This is a genomic window from Nissabacter sp. SGAir0207, from assembly GCF_005491205.1.
Lineage (GTDB): Bacteria > Pseudomonadota > Gammaproteobacteria > Enterobacterales > Enterobacteriaceae > Chimaeribacter.
Genome location: NZ_CP028039.1, coordinates 36,845 through 63,825, shown reverse-complemented (window position 1 = coordinate 63,825; position 26,981 = coordinate 36,845). Strand labels below are relative to the sequence as shown.

The following is a 26,981-nucleotide window of genomic DNA, read 5'->3' as shown; positions in this document are numbered from 1 at the left end:
TCAACTTACCTTGATGAACAAGAGCTGCCCCCGGGCGGCTCTTCCCTTTTCTGGCGCTTGCCAATTATCATTTTCAAATGAAATAAAAAAGGCCACCCTTTAAAGATGGCCTTCTAAACGCTATCAAATCTTAAACTGCTTCTCTTTCTTCAATGTAATTGTTAACGATTCGTCTAAAGTCTAAGGGTTTTTTGATAGATGGAATTGGGGTGCCTGTGCCGCCAGTTCCTTTAACAACAATATTCCCATACCCGAGCAAGCGCCCCATAATTCCTTGATTTACCTCTAAACTTTCGACTTTATCAAGGCGTAGTTCAACAGTAGTTCTGCGGATAAAGCCAAATTTAGCGATGACGCGCTTATTTGTTAATGCAAGCTCTGTAGTTACGATGATCAGGGTGACCTTAAGAAGGAGAAATGCCCCCACTAAAATGAAAAACCACGAAATGCCAGGAATGTCGCCGCCACCGCTCCCACGAATAAGTGCTCCTAACAGCCCTATCAGCAAACACACTGTACCAATTACTATTACGAATAAGAAGGAAAGCCAAGATACATGGGCGCGGGTGATTACCTCTTCACCTTTAGAAAGATTTGAATCGACATAACTAGCCATACACCATCCTTAAATATGTAAAAAATCGTAAACATTATAATTTATTAGGAACATTCTTAAAAGGAACACTTGAGGATTTTCCACTTTCGGCTTTTTAACTTCAGCATGCTTGCTAATCCTTCATCCTAGCGCTAACCTGTACATGTACATATCTAGGAGCTTGCTATGAAAAATATTAGCTATACACGTATGCGCGATGAGCTTGCAGATGTACTTGAAGCATTACGCAACGGCGAGCAAATCATAGTCACCCAACGCGGTAAACCTGACATCTTGCTGAGTGCCCGAGCTGCTGGTGGCGTGGGTGTATTAGGTTTTATGAATAAGTCTGATGATAGGGCTGACATCTACGCTGGAAACGCCACTACTTGGGATCCTATGGGCTTACCTAAGCATCTAACTGAGTCCGTTAAAAAGGTCGAAGATTTAGCGCACCCGCACAGATCAATTTTACCTCCGGGTAGATCGCTTTCTTTTGATGAAGCGATTGAAAAAACACGCAAGAAACACGCAAAAATAATTAAGGCTCTGGAAGATAAATGATGGAGATCATTTTCCTGACTACGGAACAGGTCATTAACCTTCAGAGAGTAACTTTGCCTAACAGTGGTACGCCAAACCTAGATAGGCTCGAAGGAGCACTTAATCGAGTGCAAACTCTTCACCATTATGAAAATTGCGATGATGTGTTTAGCTTGGCAGCCATGTACCTGGTGGGCATTGCAAAGGCTCATGCCTTCAATGATGCGAATAAACGCACAGCCTTTCAGGCCGCATCGATATTCCTGATGATGAATGGCTTTGAGTTGGATGCATCCTATCACCTGGTAAAGACAACCGTTCTCGCTGCTGAAAGTGATGCAACCGTTCAGGAGACAGCTTATGCGCTGCGCCTGCTTTCCAACTACCGGGAGGATCTGATGGATGGTTACGAAGGAGACTATCTCTAATGTGGCCGACAGCTGACCAACATACTCAATTTGCACTGGTCAGCCGCCTGCCCTATCATGCGCCCCGATGCGTAATAACTATATTGGTTCCTGCTGAATAGTTCGCTGATCTTTAATGCGTTTTACCTAAACCGCCCTTCTGGGCGGTTCTCTTCACCAGCTCACGCTATCTTAATGCCACCAGCTCCTCTGTAGACATCACTCCCTTCGCTGCCCAGTATCCTGAGCCGTGGTAGTGCATCCCTACATCAGGGAAAACAAACCCTTCCTTCTCCAAAAATGCCCGGAAACGCGCGTCCAAAACATTTTCGACTTTCAGCACCCATCTACGCTGCTCGGCATACGTTTTGAGCTGGTGGAGCAACAGCGTGAATCCGCCCGTACCGGGCTTTGCCGCTGATATGTTTGCCACAACGAGTACATCAAGTCCATGTAGCTGAGCGGTGCCATCCTTCATCCTGAGATAGATTTCATAGGCCTGTAGATCGGGGACATAGGCCGATGCGACGCGGCCAGGGTGCCTTTGTACTTTCATCAGCAGTGTCTCCGCAAAGCTGATAATCCTGCGGGCTTCATCCTGTGCGGCTATATCTGCCTGGCTGATTTTGTGGTGTTGCTTCATATAGTCCTCTTGCCTTGCTGGCCGATGCCATGGCACTTATTACAGGGTTCGCTTGGAAAACGGAGAGTATTCTAGCCTAAGCTTGTTTCTTAAGCAGGCATGGCAGGCCGCTGGGAGCAGGCCTCCTTATTATTATTGCCTTATCAAGAAATAGTGAGTCAAACTTGACATTAATTATATAACCCAACCTATATTAAGTGGTATTATAATCTTGCAATAAAGTAGAACGCCTTTTTTCAGATCATTCTAGAGGTATTTATGGGTGCAAATAGCCAACTTCGGCGCGCAAACAAAATAAAGAAGAGTAACGAAAATAAAAGAGAGCTGACCGCAAAGAAAAATAAAATGATGCATATAAAGCCTGATATATTTTTTGATGAATCAGGAAATACCGGCGGGAACTTGCTTGACCCAACGCAACCTTGTTTCACTTTAAGCTCAAGCAGCATTAATAAACAAGATGCGCTCAAAGCATTAGAGCTGACAGGAAGTAAATCCCCTATAGAAGCTCACTTTAAAACTCTTAAACGTAGGAAATCAGGTCAGGATGGAATCATTAGGCTCCTTGAAAGTAAATATATCAATAAAGAGAATGTTAAAATCTGTTTAATCGACAAAAAATACATGTTAACAACAAAGATTGTTGATATTCTAATCGAAACATGGTGTTTTAATAGAGGGTGGGATCTTTATAAAGATGGACACAACCTTGCTCTGTCTAATGTTTACTATTATTGCCTCCCTGCTTTGTGTGGAGAGGAAGAAACAGATAAAATGTACCAGAAGTTCATGAACATGATTAGGATTCAATCCTCTGAGTCTATTGCTGAATTTTACGAATCAGTTGATGAACTAAAGGCTTGCTCTAAGGACAAAAGATTCAAATCTACAATAGATAGAATTAGCATTACCAAAAGCGAAATTAATGATATATTAGAAAATGTTGAAAAAAATACATTAGACCCTTCCATACCCAGCCTCTTCAATCACTGTATAGAGTGGGGTAAAACATACCCCAGCGGTTTTTATATCAAGCATGACGATTCCAAAGCGATTGTAGAGAAACAAGACTTATTTAATAAATTTATGGACTTGTCAAGGATTACAGAGGTGTATGGCTATGACAGAAGAACCTTTGAGTTACCAATCAAAGCTCGATCTTTAACATTCCATTCATCTCAAGAATATCCTCAACTACAGATTGTAGACATAGTAGCAAGTGCAGCCGCTTATTATGTTAATTGCTTAAAAAAAAATGAATTAGAAGACCACCTTTTCAAAGAGCTTCAAAGAATTAAAATAGATAGTTATTTTGAAGGTATGGTTATATGGCCTACAACCTCCGTTACGCCTCAAGAGCTAGGAACAGTCTATACTGGCGGGATAAATCCAGCGAACGGAGTTGCAGATTATCTCTCCCAATATCAATAGCTAACTCTCTGCGCAATATGGCCGCATTAGCGGCCTTTTTCTAACCGTATTTTCTTGCCCAGCACTGTAATTAACGTGCCATAATGCACCAGCATACGCCTCTAGCACAAAGCGCACCTGGTCAATGCTGATTGAGACCTGTACGAAGCAGCCTAAGTGCAAGTAATTTAAGTATTACAAGCGGAGCCTATTTATCTGCTCTTACCTCACTGTGAAAGCAATAACTATCCCATTTTCGATGCCCAGGCAAATGTAAGTAACTGTATTCTTCAGCCTGTTCGCCAATCCAGGCGGGCGCGCCACGGGATACCCTGCATGATCAACAAAAAAATCTGTGCCATCTGCCTGACCACCAGCCCCCCAATGCTGGCTAAAGCCGCTTGGAAGGATGGAGAGCTGTTCATTGCTGATGCCATCAAGCTGCCTGATAACCGCCACCAGCTCGAGCAGCAGCTGATTGAGACAATCCACGACTTGGAGCAGAAGGGTTTTGAGGTGCTGGTGGATGAGTCCAGCGACTTCATCACCGCGCGCGCCGGGGTGCGGGTGCGCCTGGGGGATGCAGGTGCCAGCGGCAAGCCGGTGCTGGTGGAAGCCCTGGACATCTACCGCGAGCTGGTGCGCCAGAAAGCAATCACCTTCCCCCGCAATGCCGGCGGGCGCTTCAACATTCCTGACACCCTGGTAGACGTGGCGCGGGATGCGAAAGGGTCAACCATTTACCGTATCGACTGGGAACAGCTGCGCGGTGAGCACAGCCTTACCATGCTGTGCACCTTTGCCACCACTTTTAACAACGTGGCCAGCGTCCAATACCTGGAAAAGATGCTGGGCTTCACACGCGCCCAGGAGCCAGCCTCGCCGCTTAATCCCCTGCGGACTATCGTCAGCGCCTTTGAGCGCCAATCTATCGAGCAGGCCTCTTACAGCCCGCTGACGGGCAAGGGGAACTACCTGTGAGTGATGCCATTAGTCGCCTGGACGACCGGAACGTAGCCGATCCCATCCTGCGCGCCTATATGCGCCAGGAGATTATGGCCAAGTCCCTGAGCTATGACTCTGACCTGCTGGCCTATGACATCCTGGCCGATGAAATTTATCGCCCTGACCTGATTGCCTACCGTATCTGGGGCACTGCCGAGCTGCGTTGGGTAGTCACGCTGGTGTGTGGGCTGGAGGATGAGTGCGACGCCATGGTTGCCGGCACTGAAATCACGGTGCCTACCCTGGCGTGGATCCGTGAGCAGATCAACACCTTCTCCGCCACCAGCCCGGAGATCTCCGGCTCTCTCTACGTCAGCTGAGGATAAGCGATGCCATCCCCAGATTTTGACCGCAAGGAGAACGGCCGCTATGCCACGCATGGCCTGTCTGCGGCCGAGTTCCTGAAGGTTTTTAACCGGATCCGCAAGACCCAACGCAAAAACCGCCAGGGCGCGCGCCGTACCCTGACGCCGGCCATGATGCGTAACAAGGAGCTGGAGAAGTTCCTTGAGCTGGGCAAGAAAAAAGAGGGGACCTTCTTCACCCCCGAGGACATGAAGCGGTTTATCACCGGTCGCATGGCGCACCGCACCCAGTTCAATAGCGATGTGCCAGGCATCACCTATGCCCAGCTGGTGGCGCAATCCACCAAGATCGATGTGCAGCGCGCCAGCAACAAAGTGGATGACGGCAGCGGCATCAAAAAGGCGATATTCATCCGCCTCCAGCACAATACCGCCATGGTGAAGGTCGAGGCCTCGGACATCTCAATGGACGATCACCACCTGGTGCGGGTGCGCTTTGAGGAGTGGGATCGGTATGTAGAGGACGTGGGGGATGAGAAAGCCTCCCTGATGACCCTCTCCCGCCAGCTGGCCGCCGGCCGCGTTTCCTTCGACTGTGATTGCGGCCGTCACCAGTATTGGTATCGCTACATGGCCACGGCCGGCAATTACGCCCTGAAGCCGCCGGCGGAATACGCCTTCCCCAAGGTGCGAAACCCCGATTTGACTGGCGTCGCCTGCAAGCACGTGATCCACACCATGACGCGCTTCCAGTCGATGACATGGCAGCGCCAGCTTGGCCAGCAACTGAAGAAGGCCGCGACCCAGGTTGCCTTTGGTGATGACAAAAAGAAAACCACCCGCACCTTCACTGAAGACGAACAGAAGGCCATGGGGCGCAACCGGAGCGCCGAGACTGACCAAGACAAGGTGCGCAAGGAGTTTGCCCGCTATCAGGCCGCCCAGCAGGCCATGGCCAAGAAGCAGGCCACCAGCCGCGACCAGATAGAGCAGCTCCGCAAAAAAGCCGCCCGCGCGCGCACCGCCACGGCCAAAAAGGCGGCCGAGCTGAAGCTTGCCCTTGCCCGCGCCAAAAAGGCGGAGCAGGAGCGCGACGACGCCAAAAAGCTGGTGGCCGAGCAGCTCCGCATGAGAAAGCAGGGCTTCAAGGATGCCATGAAACTGACCGGCATGACCGACAAGCAGGCTGAGAATGCCTTTAACAAATGGCTCTCTGAGCAAATAGGGAAAACTAACTGATGGGGTTTTATGACGATCTGCTCGATGACGTGCCGGCTGTGCCGGCTACTTCCAGTGGTGCTACTGCTGGGGATGTTCCTCACCCTGACGCAGAACAGGCCTCCCCGGCCGCCGACACCGGCACCGACCCCACCGCCGATGCTGCTGGTGATGGCAAAGAAACAGGCGGAGTAGCCGCTAATACTGAGGAACAACATGACACAACTGAGATTGATGCTGCTGAGGCTTCGCCTGCGGGCACAGACGGGGCTGATAGTGGCACCGTTGTACCTGATGCTATTGCCAGCCGCCCTATTGTCAGCGGGCTGCGTACTCGCTTCCATGGGCATCAGGCAATTAATGACCTGGTACGTGAGGATTGGATTAAGGCGATAAAGCTTAACCCTGACGCCTTCGACGCAGTGTTGTTCCGCGCGGCCAGCCTGTCCGAGGTGCAAATCGATGATGATGGCTATGAGGTGATGCCGGCCGAGAAAATCGACCCGAACCAGGAGACTCTGGCCTATGCGGATCCGGAGCTGGTGGTTGTGGTGGATTGTCCCGATGAAATGCCCAACTTCTATGCCATGAACGACACTGACGAAAACACCGGCGCGCCAGACGACGCGCTGATCCTCTGCATTGCCGCCCATGACGTGCCGATCGGCTCAATCCTGGAATGGATGGAGGATATGGCCAGCGGGGAGCCGGTGCGGCGCTGGTGGTATGTCCACCGCAAGTTCAACTACGGCACCGCCGCCGTGGGCACGTTGTATTACTGCATTCCAAGCCGTAGCTATAAGGGCATGTTTGATGGCACAGAATGAGCTGATGATGCGCTTCAAGCGCGAAATGTTTGCCCCCAATGGCAAGCGTGAGCTGTCCTCCACCAGCGACGTAGACGCGGGGCTGGCCAATGCCCTGCTAGCGGTGCTGGATGGCCTTAGCGTGAGTGACACGCGCGCCACGGCGCGGCCGCTTAAGCGCTTTCTCAAGCGCTCCGCCCGGGACAAACTGAAGTTTGGCAATTATGACGATGTGGAGGCCTTCCTGCGGGCGGTGCGCGCGGCCGGCGCGGGGCTACGGGATGAGAAGCCCAATAGCTATGGTGAGCTGAATGCAGATGCCCTGCCCATCATCAACCTGGGGCGCACTCCGGGCTTCCAGATGCATGACAACACGGTTGTTGTCGACGACTTCAATGCGGGCTACCTGACCGATGACAAGGGCGTTCCGAGTGCGCTGCTGACCTTCAACCCGGTGGAGATTGAATACTCGATCATGGTACTGGCCAACGAGAAGGAGACGCTCAACGCCCTGACGGGTGCTTTGCTTACCTGGCTGCGCCAGTTCGCCACCTATGGCAACACCAACTTCACCGCCCAAACCCGCCTGGCGGGCTGTCCGCTGGAGCTGGAGTGTCTGCTGCGCGATCCGCGCGGGTCGATGGTCAATGATTTGACCCTGCCAATGGCCAATGAGCGGATCTATGCTGCCGCCATCCCCGTTACCGTCATTGCCCCGCTCTTTACAGCCTGGCTTGGCACACCCAGCAGCGGCAAGATTGAAATCATCAGCGACGGGGTATCCTACACCACCGTAGCGCCGATTGTGCCGCCCGCTCCGGCGGTGCAGCTGGTGGAGGTGGTCTGATGGCAGGCACTGCCGGCAGCGCCACCAGCAAGCGCACACAACTCTTTTTGCAGAGCGTGACAAAGGACGGCACGGAGATCCCGCGCTCGATGATTGCCCGGTGCACTTACATCGAGGTGGCGGACTTGTCGGGTCCCCAGCTGGAGCTGGAGATACACGACAGCACGGGCTACCTGGTTGATAACCTGGGCGTGAAATATGGCTCCATCCTGACCTGCTCCCTTGGCGACCCCCAGGGGCAAGGCAACACCTCGTTCACCGAGTCCTTTACCGTGCTCAAGGCTCCGCATGAGGCGGACATGGTAAAGGTGATTGCCTTCAGCGAAAAGGTGAAAGCCCTCAAGGAGCCGGCACCCAAGCCGCAGTTCTTTGTGAAGAAACAGCCGGCGGTGATCCTCAAGGGGCTGGCCGGTACGCTCCAGGTCGATGCGGACAGTTTCAAAAAGCTGGGTACGTATCACCTCAACATGGGGCAGACGCCGGCCAGTGTGCTGGCGCGCATGGCGCAAGAGGCCGGCGCACTGTGCTGGTCATCCCGGGGCGTTATCCACGTGAAGAGCATGGCCGCCCTATCCCGAGCCAGCCCAACCCTGACGTATGAGGCGAACAACTCCAAGGCCACGCTGCTGATCACCCGCTTTGCCAAGCTCAACCAGGATCAGGTTTATGCCGCGTCGCGCCAGGTGCGCTATATGGCCTATTCCCTGACGGGTGGGCTGCTGTCTGCCGGTAAGGAGAGCTGGCCTGTGAAAATGGTGAGCGCCGATGACCAGGCAGCATTGAACAACATGGCCACCTACCTGCTGCCCAAGTTTGACATGGAGGTAAGCGGCAACACCGCCCTGACCCCTGGCATGGTCATCAAGGTGCTGGTTCATACCTACGATTCCACCAGCGGGCTTGATGAGTCCGTCCCTACAAAGATGATTGTCGAGCGCGTCACCCATCAGGAAGACCGTTTCGGCTATACCTGCCGCGCCGTTTTAGGAGTGATTTCATTTGGCACAGATTAACGCGCCGCAGCGCGCAAAAGTGGTCAGCACGGCCGATCCTAACGGGCTTCTCCGCGTCTCCGTGCGCCTGGTGGGGCTATGGGATAGCATCCCGGCCGACAGCCTCCCATGGGCGGAGCGCCTGCTACCGGATGACGGGGCGTTTGTGCCGCTGATCGCCGGGGATGATGTCTGGGTGGATTTCCCTTATAGCGGCGACAGTACCCGCCCGCGCATAGTAGGCAGAGCCGCCGATGCAGCTGGTGGCACCCCCAACGTGGCGGCCGAGGCCTCCGGAAAGGGCACCGCCTACTCCCCGCCGGCAGTAGAGGGTGCACCGCCGGCCGGCACGGTCACCGCCACAAAGGATTATGTGTCCGACCGTAACGGGCTGCTGGAGATCCGCAACGCCTCGGGCAGCTGGTCAGTGACGCATAAGGCGAGCGGCTCCACTATGGGCATGAACGACAGTGGGCAGCTCTATATCTCCTCACAGGCCACGCTATTCATCCACGCTGCCGGTAATGTCACGGTTAAGGGAGATGGGGACTTAAGCGTCCAAGCGGCCGGCGCAATGAGCTTGGCCTCGGGCGGTGCCATGACCCTGAAGGCCAGCAGCAGCATGTCCATTACTGCACCTAAAGTTTCGGTTGCGCAGGGCTGATACCCATCCAGACCAACAAACACGATTACCGCTTTTAAACAGTTACTTAGTACAATCACCTCACTATTTCTGTGAGGTGCTTTGTATGAGCGAAATTGTAGTTACCCGCCACCAGTTTATTGACCAACTCGTTAATGATCCGGCGGTCGATGTCTTTATCAGGGCGACCCGCGAGCGCTGCCAGGTTGTAGCCATTAACCAACAGGGCACCAGCTTTGTGTTAGGCACCCGCGACGGCCACGCGCGCAACTTCTCGCACCCCCAGAGTGCTTTCGACTTCTTCCGCCAAATCAACTGCAACTCGTTCAATGTTGAGCTGGTGGAGGCCGCCTGATGTTCAAGGAGTTCCGCACCGCCTCAATCTACCAGCTTGGCCGCGACGTAGGCCTGAGCCAGGACGAGATGCAACAGCAGCTCGATGCATTCCGCTTTACGCCCTGTGCATCCCAGGACATGGCGCGCAGTGGCTTTATCAGTCCGCTGACCTTCAGCCCGGATGATGAGCTGGTGCAAGCTGGCAATGGTTTCCTGCTGGTGGCCATCAAGCATGAAAAGAAGATGCTCCCGGGTGCCGTGGTGAAAACTGCCCTGGCCAGCCGGGTCGAAACCCTGGAGGTCGAGCAGAACCGCCGCCTGAAGAAGAGCGAGAAAGAGAGCCTGAAAGATGAGGTGATCCACTCCCTGCTGCCGCGCGCGTTTTCGGGTTATTCACAAACACTGGTGCTGTTCGATATCCAAAACATGCGCGTATTTGTGAATGCCCCGGCCAAGAAAGCAGAAGATGCGCTGGCGCTGATCCGTAAGGCGCTTGGCTCACTGCCGGTTGTTCCTCTGACGATGGAAAGCCCCATTGAGCTGACGCTCACCGAGTGGGTCAAGACCGCTTCAGCTCCAGCTGGCTGGACGCTGGGCGAGCGCGCGGAGCTGCAAGCACTTCTCGCTGACGGCGGCGCGGCCAAGGTGACCAAGCAAGACCTCGCATCAGACGAAATCCAGGCCATGATCGATGCTGGCAAGCTGGTAACCCGCCTCGAGCTTAACTGGCAAGATCGCGTGTGGCTGGTGGTCAGTGACTCTGGCGCATTGTCAGGCCTCTCATTTGCCGATGAGCTGATCGGGCAGAATGATGATATCGACCGCGAGGAAGCCCACCAGCGCCGTGCCGCAGATATTGAGCTGGTGGCTGATGAGCTGTTCCAGGTAACAAATCAGCTGACTGAAGCCCTGGGCGGGGTGGCGCAACGATGAATATCGAAGAAAACTTCGAACGTGCCTTGTCTCTGGCAGACCGTTTCTGTCCTTTGGGTATGTGGCAGAAAGACGAGATGTGCTGCGTCATTGAATCAGGCTCCCTTCCTAACGTGCTTACTTTCAGTCTGTATAAAACGGGCGCATCGTGTAACGACTACCGTCGCCACGTTGTAGTGCTGCCGCCCGGCGAGGTGGTAACAAATTTCAGGGGCATGGTTTCGCGCCTGGCAATGTCCACCCATAAACATTTTTCGCACTGCCACCCAACGCCTTCAAAACCAGCGCCAGCCATGCCTGAGCTGCCAAGTCGATACCATCGTGAAGTAAAAGGCGTGGTGATCGATATTTACGACATTCTGGAAGCTTGGTCGGTGACGTGCAGCGCGACACAACATGCGCTGAAAAAGCTGATGATGCCCGGCCAGCGTGGGCATAAAGACCGTCTGAAGGATCTGCGTGAGGCGCGCGTCTCAATCGAGCGTGCCATTGTGATGGAGGATGCGCGCCAGAGGGTCGCCGCAAATCCTATCACGTCTGGAGGACGTAAACCGACATGAGCCGGCCTATCCCCGTTATCGTCTCGTTTTACACCCCAGAATGGGAATACGCCTCGCGCGCGCAGGCGCTGATCCGCCGGTGTGATGAGCTGGGGCTTGCCTATGACATCCAGCCCCGTGCAAGCCGGGGCAACTGGAACAAAAACACCGCCATGAAGGCGACGTTTATCCAGGAGATGCTGGCCAAGCATGAGCACATCATTTGGGTGGACTGTGACGGTGAGTTACGCCAACTGCCGGCGCTGTGCCTGGCGCATGACAGCGCCGCCCCGGTGCTGGCCGTGCCTCACCAGACCATGCCGCGCAATTGGCATGTGTGCGTCCTCTCTATCCGCCGTACCCCAGTGTCTGTCCGGCTGGTGGATGCGTGGGCGGAGTACGTTAAGACGTGCGACGTGACCGATGAGCTGGCATTCCATGGGGTGACTACCGGCGCACCGGGCGCTGTGGCCGCCCTGCCTACCCGCTATTGTGCCCTGCCGCGCCAGGGCGTATTCCCAGCAGATGCTGTCTGGTGCCTGGGCATTTCCGCCTCCCCGGATAAAATGGCCATGAAAACCCGGCAGGCAGGCAAAAAACCATGATCTACGGCTCGGTATGCAGCGGCATTGAAGCTGCATCCGTCGCCTGGGAGCCGCTGGGCTTCCGGGCGGCGTGGTTTTCTGAGATTGACCCCTTCCCCTCCGCTGTTCTGGCTCACCACTGGCCAGATGTCCCCAACCTGGGCGATATGACCACCATCGCCGGCCGGGTGCAGGCCGGAAACGTTCCCGCGCCAGACCTGCTGGTGGGCGGTACGCCCTGCCAGGCCTTCTCGGTGGCCGGGCTGGGTACTGGCCTGGAGGATGAGCGCGGACAGCTAACCCTGAAATACGTGGAGTTAGCCAATGAAATCGACCACCAGCGCGCCGCCGCTGGAAAGCCCCCCGCCGTTATCGTCTGGGAGAACGTCCCAGGCGTCCTCTCCGATGGCAGCAACGCCTTCGGCTGCTTCCTGGCCGGCTTGGCTGGAGAAGCTCAACCGCTTACACCTGGTGAGCAACCTGAGCCAGGAAAGAGCACCGCCTACTGGCGCTGGAGCAAGCCCGCCGGTGATCACATTCCAAAGTGGCCACTCTCGGGTTGTGTTTATGGCCAGCAGCGCCGGATCGCCTGGCGCACCCTCGATGCCCAATACTTCGGAGTGGCACAACGCCGCCGCCGTGTGTTTGTTGTCGCAAGTGCTAGAGAAGACCTCGATCCCGCAGAAGTATTATTTGAGTTCGACAGCCTGCGCCTCGATAGTCCGCCGAGCCGAGTCCCGGGGGCGACCGTTGCCACCGGAGCTGAAGGCAGCGCTATTGAATGGGATAACGCCCCATCCTATAGCATTGCCGGCAACGTCATTAACCGTACCGGACGCAACGGCGGAAACCAATTAGGGATCGACAAGCCCGAGGTAAGCCATACCCTGACCCGAACAGACGTACACGCCGTGATGCCTGTCCGCGCGGTATCGATGCGCGGCCGCGAGGGCGGCACCACTGCCGAGCTGGGTGAGGAGGTGGCCAACTGTTTAAGTACGGGCAGCGGCGGCTCCAACAAAGCCCACGCGCTGATCAGTCAGCATGTGCGCCGGCTTCGACCCGTGGAATGTGAGAGGTTGCAAGGCTTCCCTGATGGACACTCCATGATCCCCTTCAAAGGCAAGCCCGCCGAGAGCTGCCCTGATGCGCCCCGCTACAAAGCAGTGGGTAACTCCATGGCGGTGCCTGTTATGCACTGGATAGGACAACGAATTTTGGAAAATGTGAGTAACGCTGTGATGCAGCCTGCCGCGCCCTCAATTGAGGGTGCAGTACGGGTGCGCCCCTTCCTGAAATGGGCGGGTGGGAAATATTCCGTCCTTGACGCGCTGCTGCCCGCCCTGGGCACTGGCCAGCGGCTGGTAGAGCCTTTTGTGGGAGCAGGTTCGGTCTTTATGAATGCCGGCTTTGAGCGCTGCCTGCTGGCTGACATCAACCCAGACCTTATCAACCTCTACCAGCATCTGTCTGACTATCCAGGAGCCATTATCCCGGCCGCGTCTAAGTTAGTGGCAGACTGCGATAGCAACGAGGCCTATCTTGCCCTGCGTGAGGAGTTTAACGCGCGGCTGGCCAATCCGGCGCGCCACGCGGCGCTGTTCCTGGCGCTTAACCGCACCTGCTTTAATGGCCTGAGCCGCTATAACCGCAAAGGGATGTTTAACGTGGGCTGGAACAAAAAGGCCGGAAGCTACTTCCCGGCGGCGGAGCTGGATCACTTTGTTGGAAGCAGTGCGCGGCGAGAGTTTATCTGTGCGCCTTTCCAGGAGACGATAGCCCAGGCCGGCGCGGGGGATGTCATTTTTTGCGATCCGCCCTATGAGCCAATGCCAGGCGAAGGCAACTTCACCTCCTACACTGAGCATGGCTTCACGTATGAGGATCAGGTAACCCTGGTCGATCACCTTTTGGCGGCGCACGGGCGCGGCGCGCGCGTGGTGATCACCAATAGCAGCGCCCCAAAAGTGATGTCTCTCTACCTAGCGCGGGGCTTCACCCTGCGCGGGCTGGTGGCACGGCGCGCCATTAGCTGCGCCAGCGATACACGCGGCAGCGTCCACGACATCATTGCCATCCTCTAACCACCAGCGGCCGCGCGCCGGCCGCCCTATCCCGGAAAACCATGCCAAGCCATAGTCTCAACACTACGATCCCCATGTTCAAGCCTGGCATCACCGCACAGCATGAGCGCGCCCGGGCGGAGTTCGCCACTTTCAACATAGGCAACCTGGATGCGATGCTTGTGCAGCCCTTCCCTGCTTTTTGCCAAGAGATGCGCCTCACGTTCCCGGCCGACATCATGCCAGCCATGGAGCGGCTCACAGGGTATAGCGCTGAAAAATACATTGCCGTGACCCATGGGGAGCGAGCGCCCATTCACGCGCCGGCGGCAGCGCTGGCAGTGTGGTCAATGCTGTGCTGCTACTACGGCCGCGCCTATGTTGTTTCCCCCTATATGCGTACCTGGAGCACCATCGAGTCACTCCTGATCCAGGTAGCCCAGCTTTACCCGGTGCTGACCCGACACCTGACATTCAGCGCCCATGCCGTGCATCTTGACTGCACGCCAGCCCGCCGTATTGAGTGGCTCAACCCCCAGGAGTTCACAGAGGCGAAATTGGCTTCTCTCAAGGGGTGCACCTCATTCGTCTTCGTGGACGGTGCTGAGCACTGCACCAATGGCTTTCTGGAGGCGTTGAGGGCTGCGATGATGCCAGGGCAGCCCTTACTTGTTTCAGGCGTCCCTGTGAGTGCTGGGGGCGCATTTAGGGCGATCTGTGAAGAACCTGGGGTAAAGCGGATTAGGCTGTCTGCGCTGGACGCGGCCAATGCTAATCGTAGCCAACTAGAGAGTCTACAAGAAGAGCATAGGGAAGAGTCGGATTACTATCGCTCTTTTATATTGGGACTGTTCCCTAAATCATAAAAAACTTTTGCAAAGAGGATTCTTTTTCTTAGAAGTAGTAAACTCCCATGATCATCTGCAATGGTGTAAAGGCCGCATTTTGAAATATTTGTGGGAGTTCGTATGGAAGAGCTTAAAGAATCAATCAAAGAAGCGGTTAAGCATAGGCTTACAAGCCCAATATTTGGTTTTGTTGCCTTGAGTTTCTTAGTAAAAAATTGGGACGCGATTCTTATATTAGCATTGAGCAAAAGCAGCATTGAGCAGCGCATTGCTGCCATTTTAAATGAACCCAGCTATTACTCACAAAGATTTTTTCAGCCGATACTGTGGGGTTTGATATTAGCAATTGCATATCCATACTTGCAAATGGGCATTGATTGGTTGCAAACTTGGGCGGCCAATCATAAGTTAAAAAAAGAAATTGAAGCTGAAGGTAATATTTTAGACAAACAAATACTTTTGTCTCAAAAAAAAGCAGATGCATCTGTAGCCGATGAGCATTCAAATATGGCCGCAAAAGCAGCGCTTGCTCTTCAGGCTGAGATAAACAACACAAAAATTGAACGAGAAAAAGAAAAACAAGAGCTAGCGCGAATGGGAATAGACAACGCTAAAGATGAACTTGATAAGTTAAACAATTCTAAAAAAAATCTTGAAGAGCAGATATCTCAATTGCAAAATGAGTACAATGCACAGACCGCGATAATTAGTTCCGTCTATGTAAAATCCCAAAAGGCAGTACGCATACTAGATTATATAATAAGCCAACACAATGACGACGAAACATACGAATCCTTTTTATCTTTACGAGAATTATTTACCCAGCAAGAGCGTGATTATTTGGAAAAATTAGAAATCAACGGGGTGAACAATGGAAAATCAACATCTGATATTATGGAATTTAACGGGAAAAGACTTGCTTCACTTGAATACCAGCTTCGCAAGTTAATAAGAACTTTAGATGAAATATTTGATTCTGGAATATTGATTGAAAGAAAAGAAGTTTACAAGTTCTTGATAGGGATCATAGATGAGAATGAATTTATTAGAAAGTACATTGGTGCTAAAAGCACTGAAGGCCAGCAGATTTTCTTATCGATATTGCCCCATATTAAAATAATTAAATCAATGGCTCCACCAGGTATTTTGTCAAGATATAAAAATCTATTTTTCGATAAGGAAGCCTCTGAAAATTAGGCTCAAATTCTTTATCTCAAGCTCTCTCATAAATAACATAAATTATTTATAGGCGAAGTGCTGATTTATTTTTTTGATTTGTCGCGCTCTTAAATTGTCTATACAAAAACGCTGGAACCTTTGGCCTCCAACGTGTTAAGGATGCGTAATGCGGCACCACCAGGCTTGCCTTCATTGCGTTCCCATTTTGATACGTTTTCAACGGTTATACCGATTGTAATAGCCAGTGCAGACTAAGACATACCGTAGCGGTTTCGAACGGCCTTGATTTGCTCTTCGTCCATAGGACGGAGATTAGGCATTTTTTCTTTAAGCTCACGAGCCTTCATGCTTATCTCAATGCTACCAAAAACTTCATTAGAAACTACCCCTAATTTATTGTAGCGCCGGGTCATTTCATATATGGCTTTTAAATGATCGGTCATCGCATTTCACCTTAGTAAGTTTTTTATGCATTAACAACACGTCAAGATAGGTCATTCCCCGAAAGTATAAAAAAACCCTCGACTTGAGGCTTTATAGTTTGGAATTTATTGATTCTTTTTTTCATTTAATACTGAGTCAGAATCATTGATATTTCCTGTCGGCACTCCCCCATGATCTACCATCAGTACATCCAGACTAGCTTTTAGAGCTTCTTTAGTTGACTGAAGTGCATTAGTAGTAAATAAGGAAACAAGCCCAACCAATATGATAGTCGTGATTACCGTTGCGAACAAACCAGGTATTCCAGAAATTAGCCACAGACCGATCCATTTAGCTACAGCTTTCCAAGTTGGCGGTTTATTAAGATGCGCGCTATAGTTATGGGCCTGTTCTGTCCATTTTTTTAGGGCTGTCTCTTCAGCTCTCGTTAATTCATTCTGAACTGAAATAAGTTGTTGTTCCAAGTGTCTTATATGAGCATTTTCACGCGCTTCAAGTTCTGCTCTTACCCTGCTGTCCACCCCCCTGACCAAACCTTCTACTACTTGATTTGCACGGCGTTTATATTCAGCTAGCCGCCGGTCTGAATCCGCGAGATTATCATGAAACCGTTCTAACTCGATACCAATATCATCTTCACTTTTATTTCTTTGACGGCACTTCTTAGCCAGTTCGTCTTTATCCGCTTTATATATCGCATAAGCTATTAATTGTTCTGGATTATCAGCGTCTTGGACAAGCTCTGTAAAAACCCATTTTTTAGGCTGGTTCATGTCTCACCGGCAAAATAAAATGCCCCATCAGAGGGGCATTGATTAAGTATTTTTAACCCTTACGAGCTAAATTGAATGCGGTGCGGAAAAGATCTCTACCAGTTGCCATTGATAATTTACTCGAGACCCCATGTAAATCATTGCTATAGATAACTGTAATACCATCGTTACCCTTGCTGAGGTGCACATTTTTATCAGAGATACTATAACGTACATTAACATTATGAGCCATTGCAGTACGGTCGCGGTGAGCGGTTCCGTAGGCTGCTGGAGCGGCACTTTTCGTCGTCGTAAGTTTCTGACTCGCAACATCTGCTACGGCTTGATCAGCGATGCGGCTGATCTCTTCAGCGGTCAGTGCAGACATATAATTGCGCATAATTTATACCTCCCGTTCTTAGGGCTGAGTCTATGATCCTTTCTGGCTTGTTGCATCCCGTAAGCAATTAATAAATTCTTAATTCGCATTTTTTGTGCTTTCATTTTAACAATTACGTTTAACAAGCAGATGCAACTTTCCATAGGCTGGCAGTCCTTTAATCATGAGGCCTGTCTATGGGTTCCTTCAAAACCACTCTCGAGAGCATTACTTTTCCTGACCATAACGAGCTGGTAAGCAACCGCGTCCGCAATATGGGCTATGCCATGCTGGACGAGTTCACGCCAGAAGAGCGCTCATTGCGCTACTTTGCGAACCACGTGCTCCCCGAATTGAGCATGACCCGGCAGCAACAGCGCTTATTGGCAGCCATGGAGAGCCAGCGCCATGTTCTGGCCTTCCACGCCCCAGAAACAGGCGCGACCACAGCATGTGCCATGGTGGCACTGCATGACCTGGTGATGAATCGTGATCAGGTGGTAATGGTCATCTCCCCTACCCAAGACATCATGCTGAAGTGTCGCAAGATGTTGCGCTATGGGTATGCCGGCGCGGGCTTAGCCCTGGCGGACGCCCTATTTTCTGTGCGGACAGAGTACGTGCTGGCGACGGATGAAAAGCTGACGTGGGGGCTGTGCTGGGATCCGATGGTGGACGCCACGCGCGAGTACCTTGAATCGGTGCTGCCAGGCGTAAACACGGTGATTATCGATGACGCTCACCAATATCACCCGGACTTTATCCGCCTGGTCTATAACCTTGTCTCCCCAGAGTGCCGGCTGGTGGTGGCGGGCTATAAGGTCTCAAGCGCCCTGGTCTGGCTTGGCCAGCAGCCCCAGGTGAAAGCTATCCAGTTATCCCAAAAAGGAAACTCCCTCATCTCCACCTCCTGCCTTGCCGAGCAGCGCGAGCGCTACGCTGATACGCCAGAAATCTATGAGTGCCTGCATATGGTGCCCCATGAGCTGGAGCCGGCCGAATGCCTGGCATAGCGACAAAAAATTCCGTGTGTTCTGGGCATGATGGGTTTGCCTCCCGGCCGCCGGCCGAGGCCGTGGATTTCTTCACGGTCAATGGCGTTGCAGTGCTGGTGGATGGTAACGCCTATCCCTCCCATACAGACGGAACGTCATCACACCCCGGTAATGCCATGTCTACCCGCCCTTGGTTTACCGTAGGCGGCAAGGCCGTGGTCTGCGAGGGCGATCCGGTTTCCTGTGGTTCCACCGTAACCAGCGGCGAGCCGCTCCTGTCAGTGAGTTAACCTATGCTTTCTACCCCTGCCCAAATTGCCGCCTACCAGGCGCTCAAAACCGCCGGCGGGCTGGCCACGGCCGCCAGCGCCACCCAATCCACTCAGGCGGCCAAATTGGCCACTAAGGCCAGTGCCACGCTCTCTGGGCTGGTGCTGTCTACCGTGACCTACCCAAGTAGCATCAACGCCAACGTAGCGCAGATCAGCAGCTGGGCGAAGGTGCTGGCGGGCACGGCCACCCAGGCCACCAGCCACGCAACACTATTGGCTAACTACAGTGACCCCTCGACCCTTATCCAGCTCACCACGGGCTGGGACGTGCACTGCCGCGCCAGCGGGCTAAAAGCCAGTGAGCTGGCCATCTCCACGGCGATCGGTGATGCCGCCACGCCCGGCGCGCTGGTGGCCGCCCTCACCGCCCTGGATATCAGCGCGCTATCGTCCGCCATGGATAGCATCAATGCCACGCTGGCCAGCGGCACTGCTACCGTGCCGGCGGCGCTCTCTACCAGCCAGGTAGCTGCGCTCCAAACTGCCGTAACGGGCTTCACCGCGAAGATGGCCACTGCTACCGCCGCACAAAAGACGTTGGCCACCCAGTACGACGCGGCAAGCAGCAGCATCACTACATCCCAGCAGGCATATAGCAATGCCATCTCTGTGGCGTTGATTGGTGCCTCGATTAACAGCGCGGCGGTGGCAAAGGCCGTTAGCGCGATCACCCCTGCCAGTGTGCTGGCATTACTCAAGGAAAGTGCATGATGAGCATGTTTACCGCCCTCTCAACCAGCTGGAGCCTGCTTTCAGGCCTATCCACCCGCGCCAAGGTGGAGATTTGCATGGGCATGACGATCGCGGCCGGGCTGGTGGCGGGCTGGCTGTGGGTGTCTGACCTGAAGGACGTCAATCAGGTGCAGGCCGAGCAGCTGGCCAACCAGCGCACCAGCATCACCACCCTGACCAACGAAAAAGAGCAGCTGGCCACCAGCAAAGCCATTTCAGACGCCCAGCGTGACGCCTATGCGCAGCGCACCGAGGCATTAAACCAGGAGAACCAGGAAAATGAGCAGCAAGCCCAGCATTACCAGGCCGAAAGTGAGGCCGCACAACAGCAGCTCCGGCAGCTCCAGGCACAAGATCTTTGCGCTGGCCATGCTGTGCCTGCCGGTGTTGTCAGGGTGCAGCAGCAAGCCGTCAGCGACTTCAACGCCCAGTATCAACGTTAAGGTTGAGGCCGCGCCGGCACAGGTTAGCGCCTGGATGTGCCAAATGCCGGCCTTCACGGTGAAAACCTATGGCGACTACCCCGCCTACGTGGAGAAAACGCGCGTCTTGCTGGCTACCATCAATGACCACAACATCAGCGTTAACAGGGTGAACGGTGTGACGGTGGGGGGTGTTGGACAAAGAAAAAAAACTGCCTCAGAATAGCGCCACTGTTTGAAGTATGGATTTGAGGACAAAGAAGTTTGTCCCCGACATGCAATAAACTGTTTCTTTCATTGAAGTCCCCACAAGGCACCCACGCGGTGCCTTCTCTTATTTTCAGGCTGTAGCTCTCGATGAGCGGCCGCCTGTCAAGTACCGGAAAACCTCTAAGGCGAAGGACACTTCGCATCATCCTGACAAGGCGCTTTGAGCGCCTTTTTCTTTGCCCAGAAAAAAACTTAACCCCAAAAAAAGGAGATGTAACATTCCATAAGATCGAGCCGATTAACAAACCCAAGAGGCTCGGTTTAATGAGTAATAAAGAGTATCAACAGCATATTGCTGACATCGCCAGTCGTGCGCGTCGTGTGACCCGCATCGTGTCTGACGCGCAGTTCAACAAAGGCGGCTTTATCCAGAATGCGGAAGAACGCCGTGTGGCCATGCTTGAGGCGGCGAAACAAGAGCCGATCTTCGAGGGTGTTAACCCGTCTGCCGTTTCCCAGATCGTGACCGCCTGGGGCGCTGCGTATGCTGATTATGCAGCGAAGCACAAAACCGCCCCGCGCGAAGACCTGCTGGCCATGTGCCACCAAACGCTGGAAAACTGCCTGATGGCAGAAAGCCGCAACGCCGGCGGCCAGAAGACCATTAACCAATCCATGCTGGAAAGCGTGAACGCTGAGATGATGAGCGGTCAGGATGGCATCCTGCACCAGGCTATCTTCCTGGCGATGATCCTGCCGGTTGCGCTGGGCGCACAGACTGGCGACGCCTGTACCTTCATCCCGGTTCCGCGCGATGAGTCCAACATCTACGAGATCTTCAACGTAGCCGGCACCACCTTCGGTGACTACGCGATCGGTGACAAGCTGGATATGCAGTCTGTGGGTGCCTACTCCCAGATGCGCCGCAACTACGTGCTCTCCGCCCTGGGCGATGGCACCACCAAGGTGTTCACCTTCAAAATCTCTGACTTTGAAGGCAAGGACATCCCGATCCGTAAGGGGCGTACCGTGCTGTACATCGGCAATGAGCCGACCCCGGAAGACAACGGTGAAGGCACCCTGCTGCACTCCTACGCTGATGCCTCCGGCACGGCGGTCTCCCTGACCTCTTCCCTGGACTACACCAAAGGCCAGATCACCCTGACCTTCTCCATGGCACCGGCCTCCGGCACCAAGCTGGAAGCAGAAGTTGAGATCAACATCGAGGCCGCGCCTGAGCTGATCCCGCTGATCAACCAGGAAATGAAAAAGTACACCGTGCGCCCATCACAGTATGCCCTGGCAGCAGAGCACACCGTCATGGCCGCCTACGACGCGCAACGCGAGTTCGGCATTGACCTGGGCAGCCTGCAATACCGCACCCTGAAGGACTACCTGTCCCATGAGCAGGATATGCTGCGCCTGCGCATCATGATCCGCCGCACCATGAAGACTGACACCTTCGACCTGGCTATCCCGCAGGATACCAACTGGGACGTGTGGAGCCTGATCTTCAAATCGAAGATGCAGCAGATCTACCGTGATATCGCTGAACGCACCCAGAGCAGCGGCTCAAGCGGTATGTTTGCCGGCTCCGATGCCGCGCTGTTCTTCAAGATGCTGCCGCCGTCCATGTTCACCCCAGCTGAGAATTACACCCAGGTGCCGTTTGTGCACTTCGTGGGCACCCTCTTCGGCAGCATCAAGGTGTATGAAGTCCCGACCGGTGTTTGCAATGCCTTCACCAAACAGGGCGTGACCTTCGGCTCCTATGACGTGCTGTGCTACTGCCGCGACGAAAACCCGGGCAAAGCCGGCTTTGTCACCGGCGACGCCGTGCCGGCGATCCCGTTCGTGCACCCGACCACGCCAGGCCTGCGCAACCGCACCACTCTGTGGGGTTCGGCTATCAACCGCATCCACCCGCGTAACGGTTCGCAGTATTTCACCCTGCTGACGCTGACCAACGCCAAGAAAGGCGGCATCAACTTCCGCACCGGCCAGATCATCGAAAGCGCCTCCAGCTAATCCACTTCCCCACAAGTAACCCGAGCGCCCAATGGGCGCTCTTTTAAGGAACATGCTGAATGTCTAACTACAGTATCCCATCGGCTATGACGAATGTCTCAGCCGTGGCGGTGTCAGCGATCAACGCTGATAGCACCGTGACCGTGGGCGATAACCTAGGCCAGTCCCTTTGGGCAGGCGTCGGGGCGTTTGCCCGTGGCAAGCCCTTCACAGCACTGAAAATCACCAAATCCAACTACCTAGATGTCCTGGGGCAGCCGATCCACCCGGCGTCCGGTTCCCAATTTGAGCCGATTCGCCATGTGTACGAGGCAGTCCAGGAGACTGACGGTTACGCGGTGCGCGTGGTGGCTGATGACGCCAAGTTTCCGGTGATCATCTTCTCCAAGGCAGATGGTGACATCTCTCATTCAACCACTGCATTGACGTATGGCACTGAAGTGGAGCTGACGGGTAATCAGTTCCTGGCGCTATACGTGAATGACGGTGACCCATCGACAAATCGTCACGTCACCTTCAAAGCAGATCCGAACAGTTCAACCCGTTTCGAGCTAAAGCTCGCTGAAACCAACAGCCTGGGCGTCACTTCCACCCTGGAAACCACGGTGATTTCCTTCGGTACTGAAGACACAGACTCCATGGGGCGCCCGTGCTACATCGAAACCGCGCTGGAAGCCCGCTCTGGCTACCTGATGGCAACCTGTGACGCACAGGCTGCGGCCGGCGTGGCCTTCACCGCGACCGAGGCAATCGCCTTTGCTGGTGGCACCAACGGCAACCAGGCCAACATCTCTGAAGCGCAGTACAGCAAGGCCGTAACCGCACTTTCCAACGCCAACGTGAACTACACCCACGTCCTGGGGCTGGGATGCTACAGCCTGGCAACCCAAAAGCTGCTGGCTGACCTGGTGAACGATCGCCGCATTGAGGGGTTCTTTGACCTCAAGGGCAACCTGACCTACGCCGAGGCACTCACCGCAGCGGAAGACTCTGGCCTGAAAACCGCCAATAACAACGCCTGTGCCCTTTATCACTTCCCGTTCACCCATAAAGACCAGTGGACGAGTGGCCGCGTTAACGTGGGACTGTCTGGCACCGCCTATGCGAGCAAGGCCAAGGGCATCAAGAAAAACTCCGATGTGGGCGGCTGGCACTATTCCCCAGCTGGCGAAGAGCGTGGGGTCATCAACCGCGCCAACATCAAGCCGATTGAAGGCTCTGGCACCCCTGATGAGGAGGCGATGTATAACGCCCGCATCAACAAGGTTGCCGTCAGCTCCACCGGCAAGATGATCATCGACGATGCGCTGACCACCTACCCGGAAGAGAACTACCTTCGCTTCCAGCACGTGTCTTCCATCATGAACGCGATCAGCCGCGCCTTCTTCCAGCTGGGGCGCAAGCTCAAGCACCAACCAGACAACGTGACCGAAAAGTCACTGACCCGTGAAATGACCAAAATTCTAGATCGTTTTGTGGCGTCAAATGCGCTGGTTGCCCCACGCGATCCTGATTCCGATGGCACCGCGCCATATGTCCTGAAGGTTACGCAGACCGAATTCGACTACTGGAAAATTGAATGGGCTTGCTGCCCAACTGGCTCCGCCCGTCGCCTGCTGGGCGTCCCGGCATTGATTAAGTAAGGAGTAAACAATGAGCAACTTTTTTCAAAGCGGTGCCCTGCTGGCTGATGGCCTGAAGGCTTTTGCCATGGGTGCCAAGGCTGAGCCGGCCGCCATGCTGGAGGGGGTGGCCACGTCGGACGCCCCGCCGGCAGAAGAGCCAGTGAAGGAGGAAATCTCCCTGGAGGCGGCGCACCAGATGATCCTGGAGGCGGCCGCCGCTGTGGTGGCCTCCAACCAGCTGGGTGACGCCGCGCAAGCAGTGTTCTCCTGGGCGGATGGTGATGACCATTCCTATGACGCGCTAGACGGCTACGCACAGGCCGAGGCCGGCATTGGCGACGATTCCGATCCGACCGATGACCAGCTGGACGCCTATTTCACGGTGCTGGGCAATATGGCTGATTTCATGGTTGCCGCAGGCGCTGATGAGGATGCCGTGCAAGCGCTGTTTGACGACGAGGACGATGACATTGCTGCTTCACTGGGTGACGAGTTCCAGGCACTAGATGACTCCGACCGCAGCGAGCTGGTGACGGCTTACTCCCTGTCCTCTAACAGCGCCATGACCGAGGCCGTAGAGAAGGTAGTGCGTAAGGGCAAAGTGGTGCTGATCCGCAAGCCATTCAAAAAGCGTCATATGACCTCTGCACAGCGCATGGCGCTGAAGAAAGCCCGCTCCAAGGCTTTCACCGCACAGGCCAAGCTGCACCGTGCAAAGTCGATGAAACTGCGCGCCAAGCGTATTGGCCGCTAAGTAAGTAAGGCGGCCGCCAGCTGGTGGCCGCATTGAGGATAGGAAATGGAAATATCTTCTTTCGGCGCATCCGACTTTGATGGTGTCAGCCCTTATCTAAAAGCCTACATCGTGTCAGGCGATCTCTCCGTGGCCGGCTATATCGGCCAGGGTGCATCGCTCCAGATTGCCTCGATGTGGACAAGCCCTTTCGAGGGGGATAATGCAGGCTCCATTGCCGGTTTTGAGACCGCAGCGAACCTTGGGCAGTCAGTGACTAACACGACGTCCGTATCTCGCTGGAACAGCCTGATGGTGTGGCAGGGCGCACAGCCCCCTCTATCAGTCTGCCGCTTGAATTTATGGCCATTTATGACGCTTCAATCGAAGTAGACGGCGCTATCAAGGCCTTGTGCGCCATGGTGTCGCCCGAGCTGGAAGACGTGGAACCCCTCGGGCGCCGGCCGGAGGTCTGCGTCATCAATATTGGCCGGCGCTTCATCCTGGCGGATGTGGTGATCCAGGACGTGAGCTACAACCTGGACGCCCCGCGCACCAGCGACGGCTACTTCGCTTCCAACACGGTGACCCTGCAACTCTCGGGTATGGCGGTGCAAAACCGCTCCCAGGTGCAGGGGCTATTTATCTGAAGAGGATGTATTAATGCCTGGTCACAACAACGCGGTAGGCAATGCCGCATACCTGAAAACACGCTACAACATGAACAAGGCCATGGGCGAGAAGCTCAATGGCTCTGAGTTCCTGATGACCATCGTTGGCGAGGAAGAATTGTCCGCGCTGTTCCGTACCGCGCAGCTGCCAGAGCGCACCCGCGAGGACGTGGAAGACTTCGGACCCGGTGGCATGAAGTTCACGCAACATGGTCCACTGCGCAATGCCGGCGAGATGGCTTGCCAGGCGGTGGAAACCATCACCGGGAAGCTGCTGGCTTTCATTAAGGACGCGGTAAACAACAAGTCCTATTTTGACGTCATTATCAGTGCCGCGCCGGAATCCCTGGGTGGCACTGCGCCGGACTCCCTGACCATCAACCTGTACGACTGCAAGATCTACGTTGACAGTACCGACCTCTCCTATGAGGACGTGACGGCGCTGGTTCGCCCTAACCTGCGTGTTGTCTATAACTTCATCGAATAATCCCAGGTTCCCCCAAAGCCCCGCCAGGGGCTTTTTTTATGTTCGCTGCCGGCACGGGCACAAATGTTACTTTCCTTACGATGGTGGCCATCTTCAATCCTGGAGGCCTCATGACCCCCGCGAATTACTTGAGAGCGTGAAGCTCCGCTTTACCCCACTGATGCATGATGAGGCAGACAAGCTTGAGGCGTTGCTTGTGGCAGCACTGACCGCCTATCAAGATCGCGCCGGCATTGTCACGCGCGCCCGCATCCAGCGGGGCGATCCCCTCTCCTTCCCCTGCCCGGCGGATTACCTGGAGCTGGTGGCTGTCACTGACGCCTCGGGCGACTGGGCATATGCCGATGTGTTTGATGGCGTGATTGAGATTGAGTCAAACCCGGGGCTTCGCTACCCGCTGACTGTAGAGTACCTGCAAGACCTCACCGCGCTGGATCTGGATGCGGGCACCGTGCCGCGAACCATCCGGGGGATTTTGCAAAACTACCTCGAGGCACTGATTGCCATCCCCAATATGGACAGGGTACGCCGTGCCTATATCGCCCAGAAAATGGATGTGTCCAACCTGCCAGATGAGGCCTCGCTTTATCAGCGTAAAATCGAGCTGGAGCAGGACATGGCAGCCCGTGGCGCGATCCCGCGCGCGGTGGCCATCTATTCAGCCGTTGGAAAGGTGTAATCATGGCTGTATCCGATCTTCTGACCCAGGCCGCCAAATCGGTCGCCAGCGCGCTCCCCTCCTTCATGATGGCTACTGGCCTCGGTGAGCCAGTGATTGGCCGCCTCACCTCTGCGGCGCTCAATAAAATCCTGTTTGCCCAGGGCTGGCAGTTCGCCGTAGAGGTCGATGGGATGGCCGGCATCGAGTTTTTCGTCAAGGACATTACCTATGGCGAGTACACGATAGAGACCGAAGAAAAGCGCATTGGTGCCAATGTTTTTAACATGCCAGTCGGCCGCAGCGCACAGCCCATTACGATGATGGTACGCGATACCAACCAAGGCCTGATCCGCCAATGGTTCCGCGAGTGCATCCGCAATGTCGTCAATGATGACGGCACGATTAACCTCCCGGGCGCATACCTGATGACGCTGCGCGTTTACCGCCTGGAAGCGACCGCCGTCCCCATCCTTGACTCTGAATTTACGGTAATCCCGACAGAAATGGGCGCGATCACCCAATCCAAAGATCAGGTAACTGAGTTCCTTACCTTCCCGCTGTCCTTTGTGCAGTGGAAGACATTCGGTGACTACATCCCCCTCTAAATACAGGTG

33 protein-coding genes are annotated in these 26,981 nt (G+C 54.4%); 28 read left to right on the top strand and 5 right to left on the bottom strand.

What is annotated here, in order from left to right; genetic code table 11:
• Positions 1 to 130 precede the first annotated feature (130 nt).
• A complete protein-coding gene (locus C1N62_RS21865) occupies positions 131 to 616 on the bottom strand; it encodes a PH domain-containing protein (protein WP_137765847.1) in 486 nt (161 codons plus the stop codon).
• A gap of 165 nt (positions 617 to 781) precedes the next feature.
• Here C1N62_RS21865 and C1N62_RS21860 point away from each other — a divergent pair, with 165 nt between their 5' ends.
• On the top strand, positions 782 to 1,159 hold the full coding sequence (locus C1N62_RS21860) for a type II toxin-antitoxin system Phd/YefM family antitoxin (RefSeq protein WP_137765846.1): 378 nt from the start codon (positions 782 to 784) through the stop codon (positions 1,157 to 1,159).
• Entirely contained in the window at positions 1,156 to 1,566 is a 411-nt protein-coding gene (locus C1N62_RS21855; RefSeq protein WP_137765845.1) for a type II toxin-antitoxin system death-on-curing family toxin, read from the top strand. Before C1N62_RS21860 ends, C1N62_RS21855 begins: the two co-directional genes overlap by 4 nt.
• Before the next feature lie 166 nt (positions 1,567 to 1,732).
• Here C1N62_RS21855 and C1N62_RS21850 read toward each other — a convergent pair whose 3' ends face one another.
• Positions 1,733 to 2,188 (bottom strand): hypothetical protein, encoded by a 456-nt coding sequence (locus tag C1N62_RS21850; protein WP_137765844.1) that lies wholly within the window; start codon positions 2,186 to 2,188, stop codon positions 1,733 to 1,735.
• 258 nt (positions 2,189 to 2,446) lie between these two features.
• On the opposite strand from C1N62_RS21850, the gene C1N62_RS21845 reads away from it, so the two are divergent.
• The 15 genes from C1N62_RS21845 to C1N62_RS21775 all read left to right on the top strand — a co-directional run bounded on the left by C1N62_RS21845 (position 2,447) and on the right by C1N62_RS21775 (position 15,914).
• Positions 2,447 to 3,619, top strand: a complete 1,173-nt coding sequence (locus C1N62_RS21845; RefSeq protein WP_137765843.1) for a DUF3800 domain-containing protein — start codon at positions 2,447 to 2,449, stop codon at positions 3,617 to 3,619.
• Positions 3,620 to 3,934: 315 nt separating this feature from the next.
• Positions 3,935 to 4,579 (top strand): maturation control protein, encoded by a 645-nt coding sequence (locus tag C1N62_RS21840; RefSeq protein ID WP_137765842.1) that lies wholly within the window; start codon positions 3,935 to 3,937, stop codon positions 4,577 to 4,579.
• Complete coding sequence (locus C1N62_RS21835; protein ID WP_168195931.1) at positions 4,576 to 4,923, top strand: hypothetical protein; 348 nt, start codon at positions 4,576 to 4,578, stop codon at positions 4,921 to 4,923. Before C1N62_RS21840 ends, C1N62_RS21835 begins: the two co-directional genes overlap by 4 nt.
• A 9-nt stretch (positions 4,924 to 4,932) precedes the next feature.
• Positions 4,933 to 6,147: a phage tail protein gene (locus C1N62_RS21830; protein ID WP_137765841.1), complete on the top strand. Its 1,215-nt coding sequence runs from the start codon at positions 4,933 to 4,935 to the stop codon at positions 6,145 to 6,147.
• Complete coding sequence (locus C1N62_RS23415) at positions 6,147 to 6,953, top strand: phage tail protein (protein WP_240775852.1); 807 nt, start codon at positions 6,147 to 6,149, stop codon at positions 6,951 to 6,953. The genes C1N62_RS21830 and C1N62_RS23415 overlap by 1 nt, the downstream gene beginning before the upstream one ends.
• Complete coding sequence (locus C1N62_RS21820; protein ID WP_137765840.1) at positions 6,940 to 7,779, top strand: hypothetical protein; 840 nt, start codon at positions 6,940 to 6,942, stop codon at positions 7,777 to 7,779. Before C1N62_RS23415 ends, C1N62_RS21820 begins: the two co-directional genes overlap by 14 nt.
• The gene (locus tag C1N62_RS21815; protein ID WP_137765839.1) at positions 7,779 to 8,792 is read left to right on the top strand and encodes a phage tail tape measure protein; all 1,014 of its coding nucleotides are present in this window, start codon (positions 7,779 to 7,781) and stop codon (positions 8,790 to 8,792) included. The genes C1N62_RS21820 and C1N62_RS21815 overlap by 1 nt, the downstream gene beginning before the upstream one ends.
• A complete protein-coding gene (locus C1N62_RS21810; RefSeq protein WP_240775851.1) occupies positions 8,779 to 9,435 on the top strand; it encodes a phage baseplate assembly protein V in 657 nt (218 codons plus the stop codon). Before C1N62_RS21815 ends, C1N62_RS21810 begins: the two co-directional genes overlap by 14 nt.
• 85 nt (positions 9,436 to 9,520) lie before the next feature.
• Positions 9,521 to 9,769 (top strand): hypothetical protein, encoded by a 249-nt coding sequence (locus C1N62_RS21805; RefSeq protein ID WP_137765838.1) that lies wholly within the window; start codon positions 9,521 to 9,523, stop codon positions 9,767 to 9,769.
• Positions 9,769 to 10,683 carry a recombination-associated protein RdgC gene (locus tag C1N62_RS21800; RefSeq protein ID WP_137765837.1) on the top strand — a complete coding sequence of 305 codons (915 nt, stop codon included), beginning with the start codon at positions 9,769 to 9,771 and terminating at the stop codon, positions 10,681 to 10,683. The genes C1N62_RS21805 and C1N62_RS21800 overlap by 1 nt, the downstream gene beginning before the upstream one ends.
• Positions 10,680 to 11,243: a hypothetical protein gene (locus tag C1N62_RS23315; RefSeq protein ID WP_206057804.1), complete on the top strand. Its 564-nt coding sequence runs from the start codon at positions 10,680 to 10,682 to the stop codon at positions 11,241 to 11,243. Before C1N62_RS21800 ends, C1N62_RS23315 begins: the two co-directional genes overlap by 4 nt.
• Positions 11,240 to 11,827: a hypothetical protein gene (locus tag C1N62_RS21790; RefSeq protein ID WP_137765836.1), complete on the top strand. Its 588-nt coding sequence runs from the start codon at positions 11,240 to 11,242 to the stop codon at positions 11,825 to 11,827. Before C1N62_RS23315 ends, C1N62_RS21790 begins: the two co-directional genes overlap by 4 nt.
• Positions 11,824 to 13,890, top strand: a complete 2,067-nt coding sequence (locus C1N62_RS21785; RefSeq protein WP_137765835.1) for a Dam family site-specific DNA-(adenine-N6)-methyltransferase — start codon at positions 11,824 to 11,826, stop codon at positions 13,888 to 13,890. The genes C1N62_RS21790 and C1N62_RS21785 overlap by 4 nt, the downstream gene beginning before the upstream one ends.
• A 41-nt stretch (positions 13,891 to 13,931) precedes the next feature.
• A complete protein-coding gene (locus tag C1N62_RS21780; RefSeq protein WP_137765834.1) occupies positions 13,932 to 14,735 on the top strand; it encodes a hypothetical protein in 804 nt (267 codons plus the stop codon).
• A gap of 102 nt (positions 14,736 to 14,837) precedes the next feature.
• Complete coding sequence (locus C1N62_RS21775; protein WP_137765833.1) at positions 14,838 to 15,914, top strand: hypothetical protein; 1,077 nt, start codon at positions 14,838 to 14,840, stop codon at positions 15,912 to 15,914.
• Positions 15,915 to 16,147: 233 nt separating this feature from the next.
• Here C1N62_RS21775 and C1N62_RS23410 read toward each other — a convergent pair whose 3' ends face one another.
• The 3 genes from C1N62_RS23410 to C1N62_RS21760 form a co-directional block, all read right to left on the bottom strand.
• Entirely contained in the window at positions 16,148 to 16,339 is a 192-nt protein-coding gene (locus C1N62_RS23410; RefSeq protein WP_240775863.1) for a hypothetical protein, read from the bottom strand.
• Between the two features lie 105 nt (positions 16,340 to 16,444).
• On the bottom strand, positions 16,445 to 17,113 hold the full coding sequence (locus C1N62_RS21765) for a hypothetical protein (RefSeq protein ID WP_137765832.1): 669 nt from the start codon (positions 17,111 to 17,113) through the stop codon (positions 16,445 to 16,447).
• Between the two features lie 52 nt (positions 17,114 to 17,165).
• Positions 17,166 to 17,480, bottom strand: coding sequence for a hypothetical protein (locus tag C1N62_RS21760; protein WP_137765831.1), 315 nt, complete (start codon positions 17,478 to 17,480; stop codon positions 17,166 to 17,168).
• 188 nt (positions 17,481 to 17,668) lie between these two features.
• Between C1N62_RS21760 and C1N62_RS21755 the strand changes: the two genes are divergently transcribed.
• The 11 genes from C1N62_RS21755 (at position 17,669) to C1N62_RS21705 (ending at position 26,972) form a co-directional block, all read left to right on the top strand.
• Positions 17,669 to 18,484, top strand: a complete 816-nt coding sequence (locus tag C1N62_RS21755) for a hypothetical protein (RefSeq protein WP_137765830.1) — start codon at positions 17,669 to 17,671, stop codon at positions 18,482 to 18,484.
• A 275-nt stretch (positions 18,485 to 18,759) separates the two neighbouring features.
• Positions 18,760 to 19,509: a hypothetical protein gene (locus C1N62_RS21745; RefSeq protein ID WP_137765828.1), complete on the top strand. Its 750-nt coding sequence runs from the start codon at positions 18,760 to 18,762 to the stop codon at positions 19,507 to 19,509.
• Entirely contained in the window at positions 19,506 to 19,973 is a 468-nt protein-coding gene (locus C1N62_RS21740) for a hypothetical protein (protein ID WP_137765827.1), read from the top strand. The genes C1N62_RS21745 and C1N62_RS21740 overlap by 4 nt, the downstream gene beginning before the upstream one ends.
• A gap of 513 nt (positions 19,974 to 20,486) precedes the next feature.
• Positions 20,487 to 22,190 carry a hypothetical protein gene (locus tag C1N62_RS21735; RefSeq protein ID WP_137765826.1) on the top strand — a complete coding sequence of 568 codons (1,704 nt, stop codon included), beginning with the start codon at positions 20,487 to 20,489 and terminating at the stop codon, positions 22,188 to 22,190.
• 59 nt (positions 22,191 to 22,249) lie between these two features.
• Positions 22,250 to 23,833 carry a hypothetical protein gene (locus C1N62_RS21730; protein ID WP_137765825.1) on the top strand — a complete coding sequence of 528 codons (1,584 nt, stop codon included), beginning with the start codon at positions 22,250 to 22,252 and terminating at the stop codon, positions 23,831 to 23,833.
• A 10-nt stretch (positions 23,834 to 23,843) separates the two neighbouring features.
• The gene (locus C1N62_RS21725) at positions 23,844 to 24,569 is read left to right on the top strand and encodes a hypothetical protein (protein WP_137765824.1); all 726 of its coding nucleotides are present in this window, start codon (positions 23,844 to 23,846) and stop codon (positions 24,567 to 24,569) included.
• Between the two features lie 45 nt (positions 24,570 to 24,614).
• Positions 24,615 to 24,941: a hypothetical protein gene (locus C1N62_RS23405; RefSeq protein WP_240775862.1), complete on the top strand. Its 327-nt coding sequence runs from the start codon at positions 24,615 to 24,617 to the stop codon at positions 24,939 to 24,941.
• A gap of 26 nt (positions 24,942 to 24,967) precedes the next feature.
• Positions 24,968 to 25,198: a hypothetical protein gene (locus C1N62_RS23400; RefSeq protein ID WP_240775861.1), complete on the top strand. Its 231-nt coding sequence runs from the start codon at positions 24,968 to 24,970 to the stop codon at positions 25,196 to 25,198.
• Between the two features lie 13 nt (positions 25,199 to 25,211).
• A complete protein-coding gene (locus tag C1N62_RS21715; protein ID WP_137765823.1) occupies positions 25,212 to 25,706 on the top strand; it encodes a baseplate protein in 495 nt (164 codons plus the stop codon).
• Between the two features lie 196 nt (positions 25,707 to 25,902).
• Positions 25,903 to 26,385: a hypothetical protein gene (locus C1N62_RS21710; protein WP_240775860.1), complete on the top strand. Its 483-nt coding sequence runs from the start codon at positions 25,903 to 25,905 to the stop codon at positions 26,383 to 26,385.
• 2 nt (positions 26,386 to 26,387) lie between these two features.
• Positions 26,388 to 26,972, top strand: a complete 585-nt coding sequence (locus tag C1N62_RS21705; protein ID WP_137765822.1) for a phage tail protein — start codon at positions 26,388 to 26,390, stop codon at positions 26,970 to 26,972.
• Positions 26,973 to 26,981: the final 9 nt, after the last annotated feature.

What these genes read in the sequence shown, in the direction of transcription:
- C1N62_RS21775 (WP_137765833.1), top strand. Translation starts at nt 14,838, where the DNA reads ATGGAAGAGCTTAAAGAATCAATCAAAGAAGCGGTTAAGCATAGGCTT.
- C1N62_RS21735 (WP_137765826.1), top strand. Translation starts at nt 20,487, where the DNA reads ATGAGTAATAAAGAGTATCAACAGCATATTGCTGACATCGCCAGTCGT.
- C1N62_RS21850 (WP_137765844.1), bottom strand. Translation starts at nt 2,188, where the DNA reads ATGAAGCAACACCACAAAATCAGCCAGGCAGATATAGCCGCACAGGAT.
- C1N62_RS21845 (WP_137765843.1), top strand. Translation starts at nt 2,447, where the DNA reads ATGGGTGCAAATAGCCAACTTCGGCGCGCAAACAAAATAAAGAAGAGT.
- C1N62_RS21765 (WP_137765832.1), bottom strand. Translation starts at nt 17,113, where the DNA reads ATGAACCAGCCTAAAAAATGGGTTTTTACAGAGCTTGTCCAAGACGCT.
- C1N62_RS23410 (WP_240775863.1), bottom strand. Translation starts at nt 16,339, where the DNA reads ATGACCGATCATTTAAAAGCCATATATGAAATGACCCGGCGCTACAAT.
- C1N62_RS23405 (WP_240775862.1), top strand. Translation starts at nt 24,615, where the DNA reads ATGGAAATATCTTCTTTCGGCGCATCCGACTTTGATGGTGTCAGCCCT.
- C1N62_RS21800 (WP_137765837.1), top strand. Translation starts at nt 9,769, where the DNA reads ATGTTCAAGGAGTTCCGCACCGCCTCAATCTACCAGCTTGGCCGCGAC.
- C1N62_RS21725 (WP_137765824.1), top strand. Translation starts at nt 23,844, where the DNA reads ATGAGCAACTTTTTTCAAAGCGGTGCCCTGCTGGCTGATGGCCTGAAG.
- C1N62_RS21755 (WP_137765830.1), top strand. Translation starts at nt 17,669, where the DNA reads ATGGGTTCCTTCAAAACCACTCTCGAGAGCATTACTTTTCCTGACCAT.
- C1N62_RS23415 (WP_240775852.1), top strand. Translation starts at nt 6,147, where the DNA reads ATGGGGTTTTATGACGATCTGCTCGATGACGTGCCGGCTGTGCCGGCT.
- C1N62_RS21745 (WP_137765828.1), top strand. Translation starts at nt 18,760, where the DNA reads ATGCTTTCTACCCCTGCCCAAATTGCCGCCTACCAGGCGCTCAAAACC.
- C1N62_RS21740 (WP_137765827.1), top strand. Translation starts at nt 19,506, where the DNA reads ATGATGAGCATGTTTACCGCCCTCTCAACCAGCTGGAGCCTGCTTTCA.
- C1N62_RS21855 (WP_137765845.1), top strand. Translation starts at nt 1,156, where the DNA reads ATGATGGAGATCATTTTCCTGACTACGGAACAGGTCATTAACCTTCAG.
- C1N62_RS21760 (WP_137765831.1), bottom strand. Translation starts at nt 17,480, where the DNA reads ATGTCTGCACTGACCGCTGAAGAGATCAGCCGCATCGCTGATCAAGCC.
- C1N62_RS23400 (WP_240775861.1), top strand. Translation starts at nt 24,968, where the DNA reads ATGGTGTCGCCCGAGCTGGAAGACGTGGAACCCCTCGGGCGCCGGCCG.
- C1N62_RS21820 (WP_137765840.1), top strand. Translation starts at nt 6,940, where the DNA reads ATGGCACAGAATGAGCTGATGATGCGCTTCAAGCGCGAAATGTTTGCC.
- C1N62_RS21705 (WP_137765822.1), top strand. Translation starts at nt 26,388, where the DNA reads ATGGCTGTATCCGATCTTCTGACCCAGGCCGCCAAATCGGTCGCCAGC.
- C1N62_RS21815 (WP_137765839.1), top strand. Translation starts at nt 7,779, where the DNA reads ATGGCAGGCACTGCCGGCAGCGCCACCAGCAAGCGCACACAACTCTTT.
- C1N62_RS21805 (WP_137765838.1), top strand. Translation starts at nt 9,521, where the DNA reads ATGAGCGAAATTGTAGTTACCCGCCACCAGTTTATTGACCAACTCGTT.
- C1N62_RS21860 (WP_137765846.1), top strand. Translation starts at nt 782, where the DNA reads ATGAAAAATATTAGCTATACACGTATGCGCGATGAGCTTGCAGATGTA.
- C1N62_RS21840 (WP_137765842.1), top strand. Translation starts at nt 3,935, where the DNA reads ATGATCAACAAAAAAATCTGTGCCATCTGCCTGACCACCAGCCCCCCA.
- C1N62_RS21730 (WP_137765825.1), top strand. Translation starts at nt 22,250, where the DNA reads ATGTCTAACTACAGTATCCCATCGGCTATGACGAATGTCTCAGCCGTG.
- C1N62_RS23315 (WP_206057804.1), top strand. Translation starts at nt 10,680, where the DNA reads ATGAATATCGAAGAAAACTTCGAACGTGCCTTGTCTCTGGCAGACCGT.
- C1N62_RS21790 (WP_137765836.1), top strand. Translation starts at nt 11,240, where the DNA reads ATGAGCCGGCCTATCCCCGTTATCGTCTCGTTTTACACCCCAGAATGG.
- C1N62_RS21830 (WP_137765841.1), top strand. Translation starts at nt 4,933, where the DNA reads ATGCCATCCCCAGATTTTGACCGCAAGGAGAACGGCCGCTATGCCACG.
- C1N62_RS21785 (WP_137765835.1), top strand. Translation starts at nt 11,824, where the DNA reads ATGATCTACGGCTCGGTATGCAGCGGCATTGAAGCTGCATCCGTCGCC.
- C1N62_RS21715 (WP_137765823.1), top strand. Translation starts at nt 25,212, where the DNA reads ATGCCTGGTCACAACAACGCGGTAGGCAATGCCGCATACCTGAAAACA.
- C1N62_RS21865 (WP_137765847.1), bottom strand. Translation starts at nt 616, where the DNA reads ATGGCTAGTTATGTCGATTCAAATCTTTCTAAAGGTGAAGAGGTAATC.
- C1N62_RS21780 (WP_137765834.1), top strand. Translation starts at nt 13,932, where the DNA reads ATGCCAAGCCATAGTCTCAACACTACGATCCCCATGTTCAAGCCTGGC.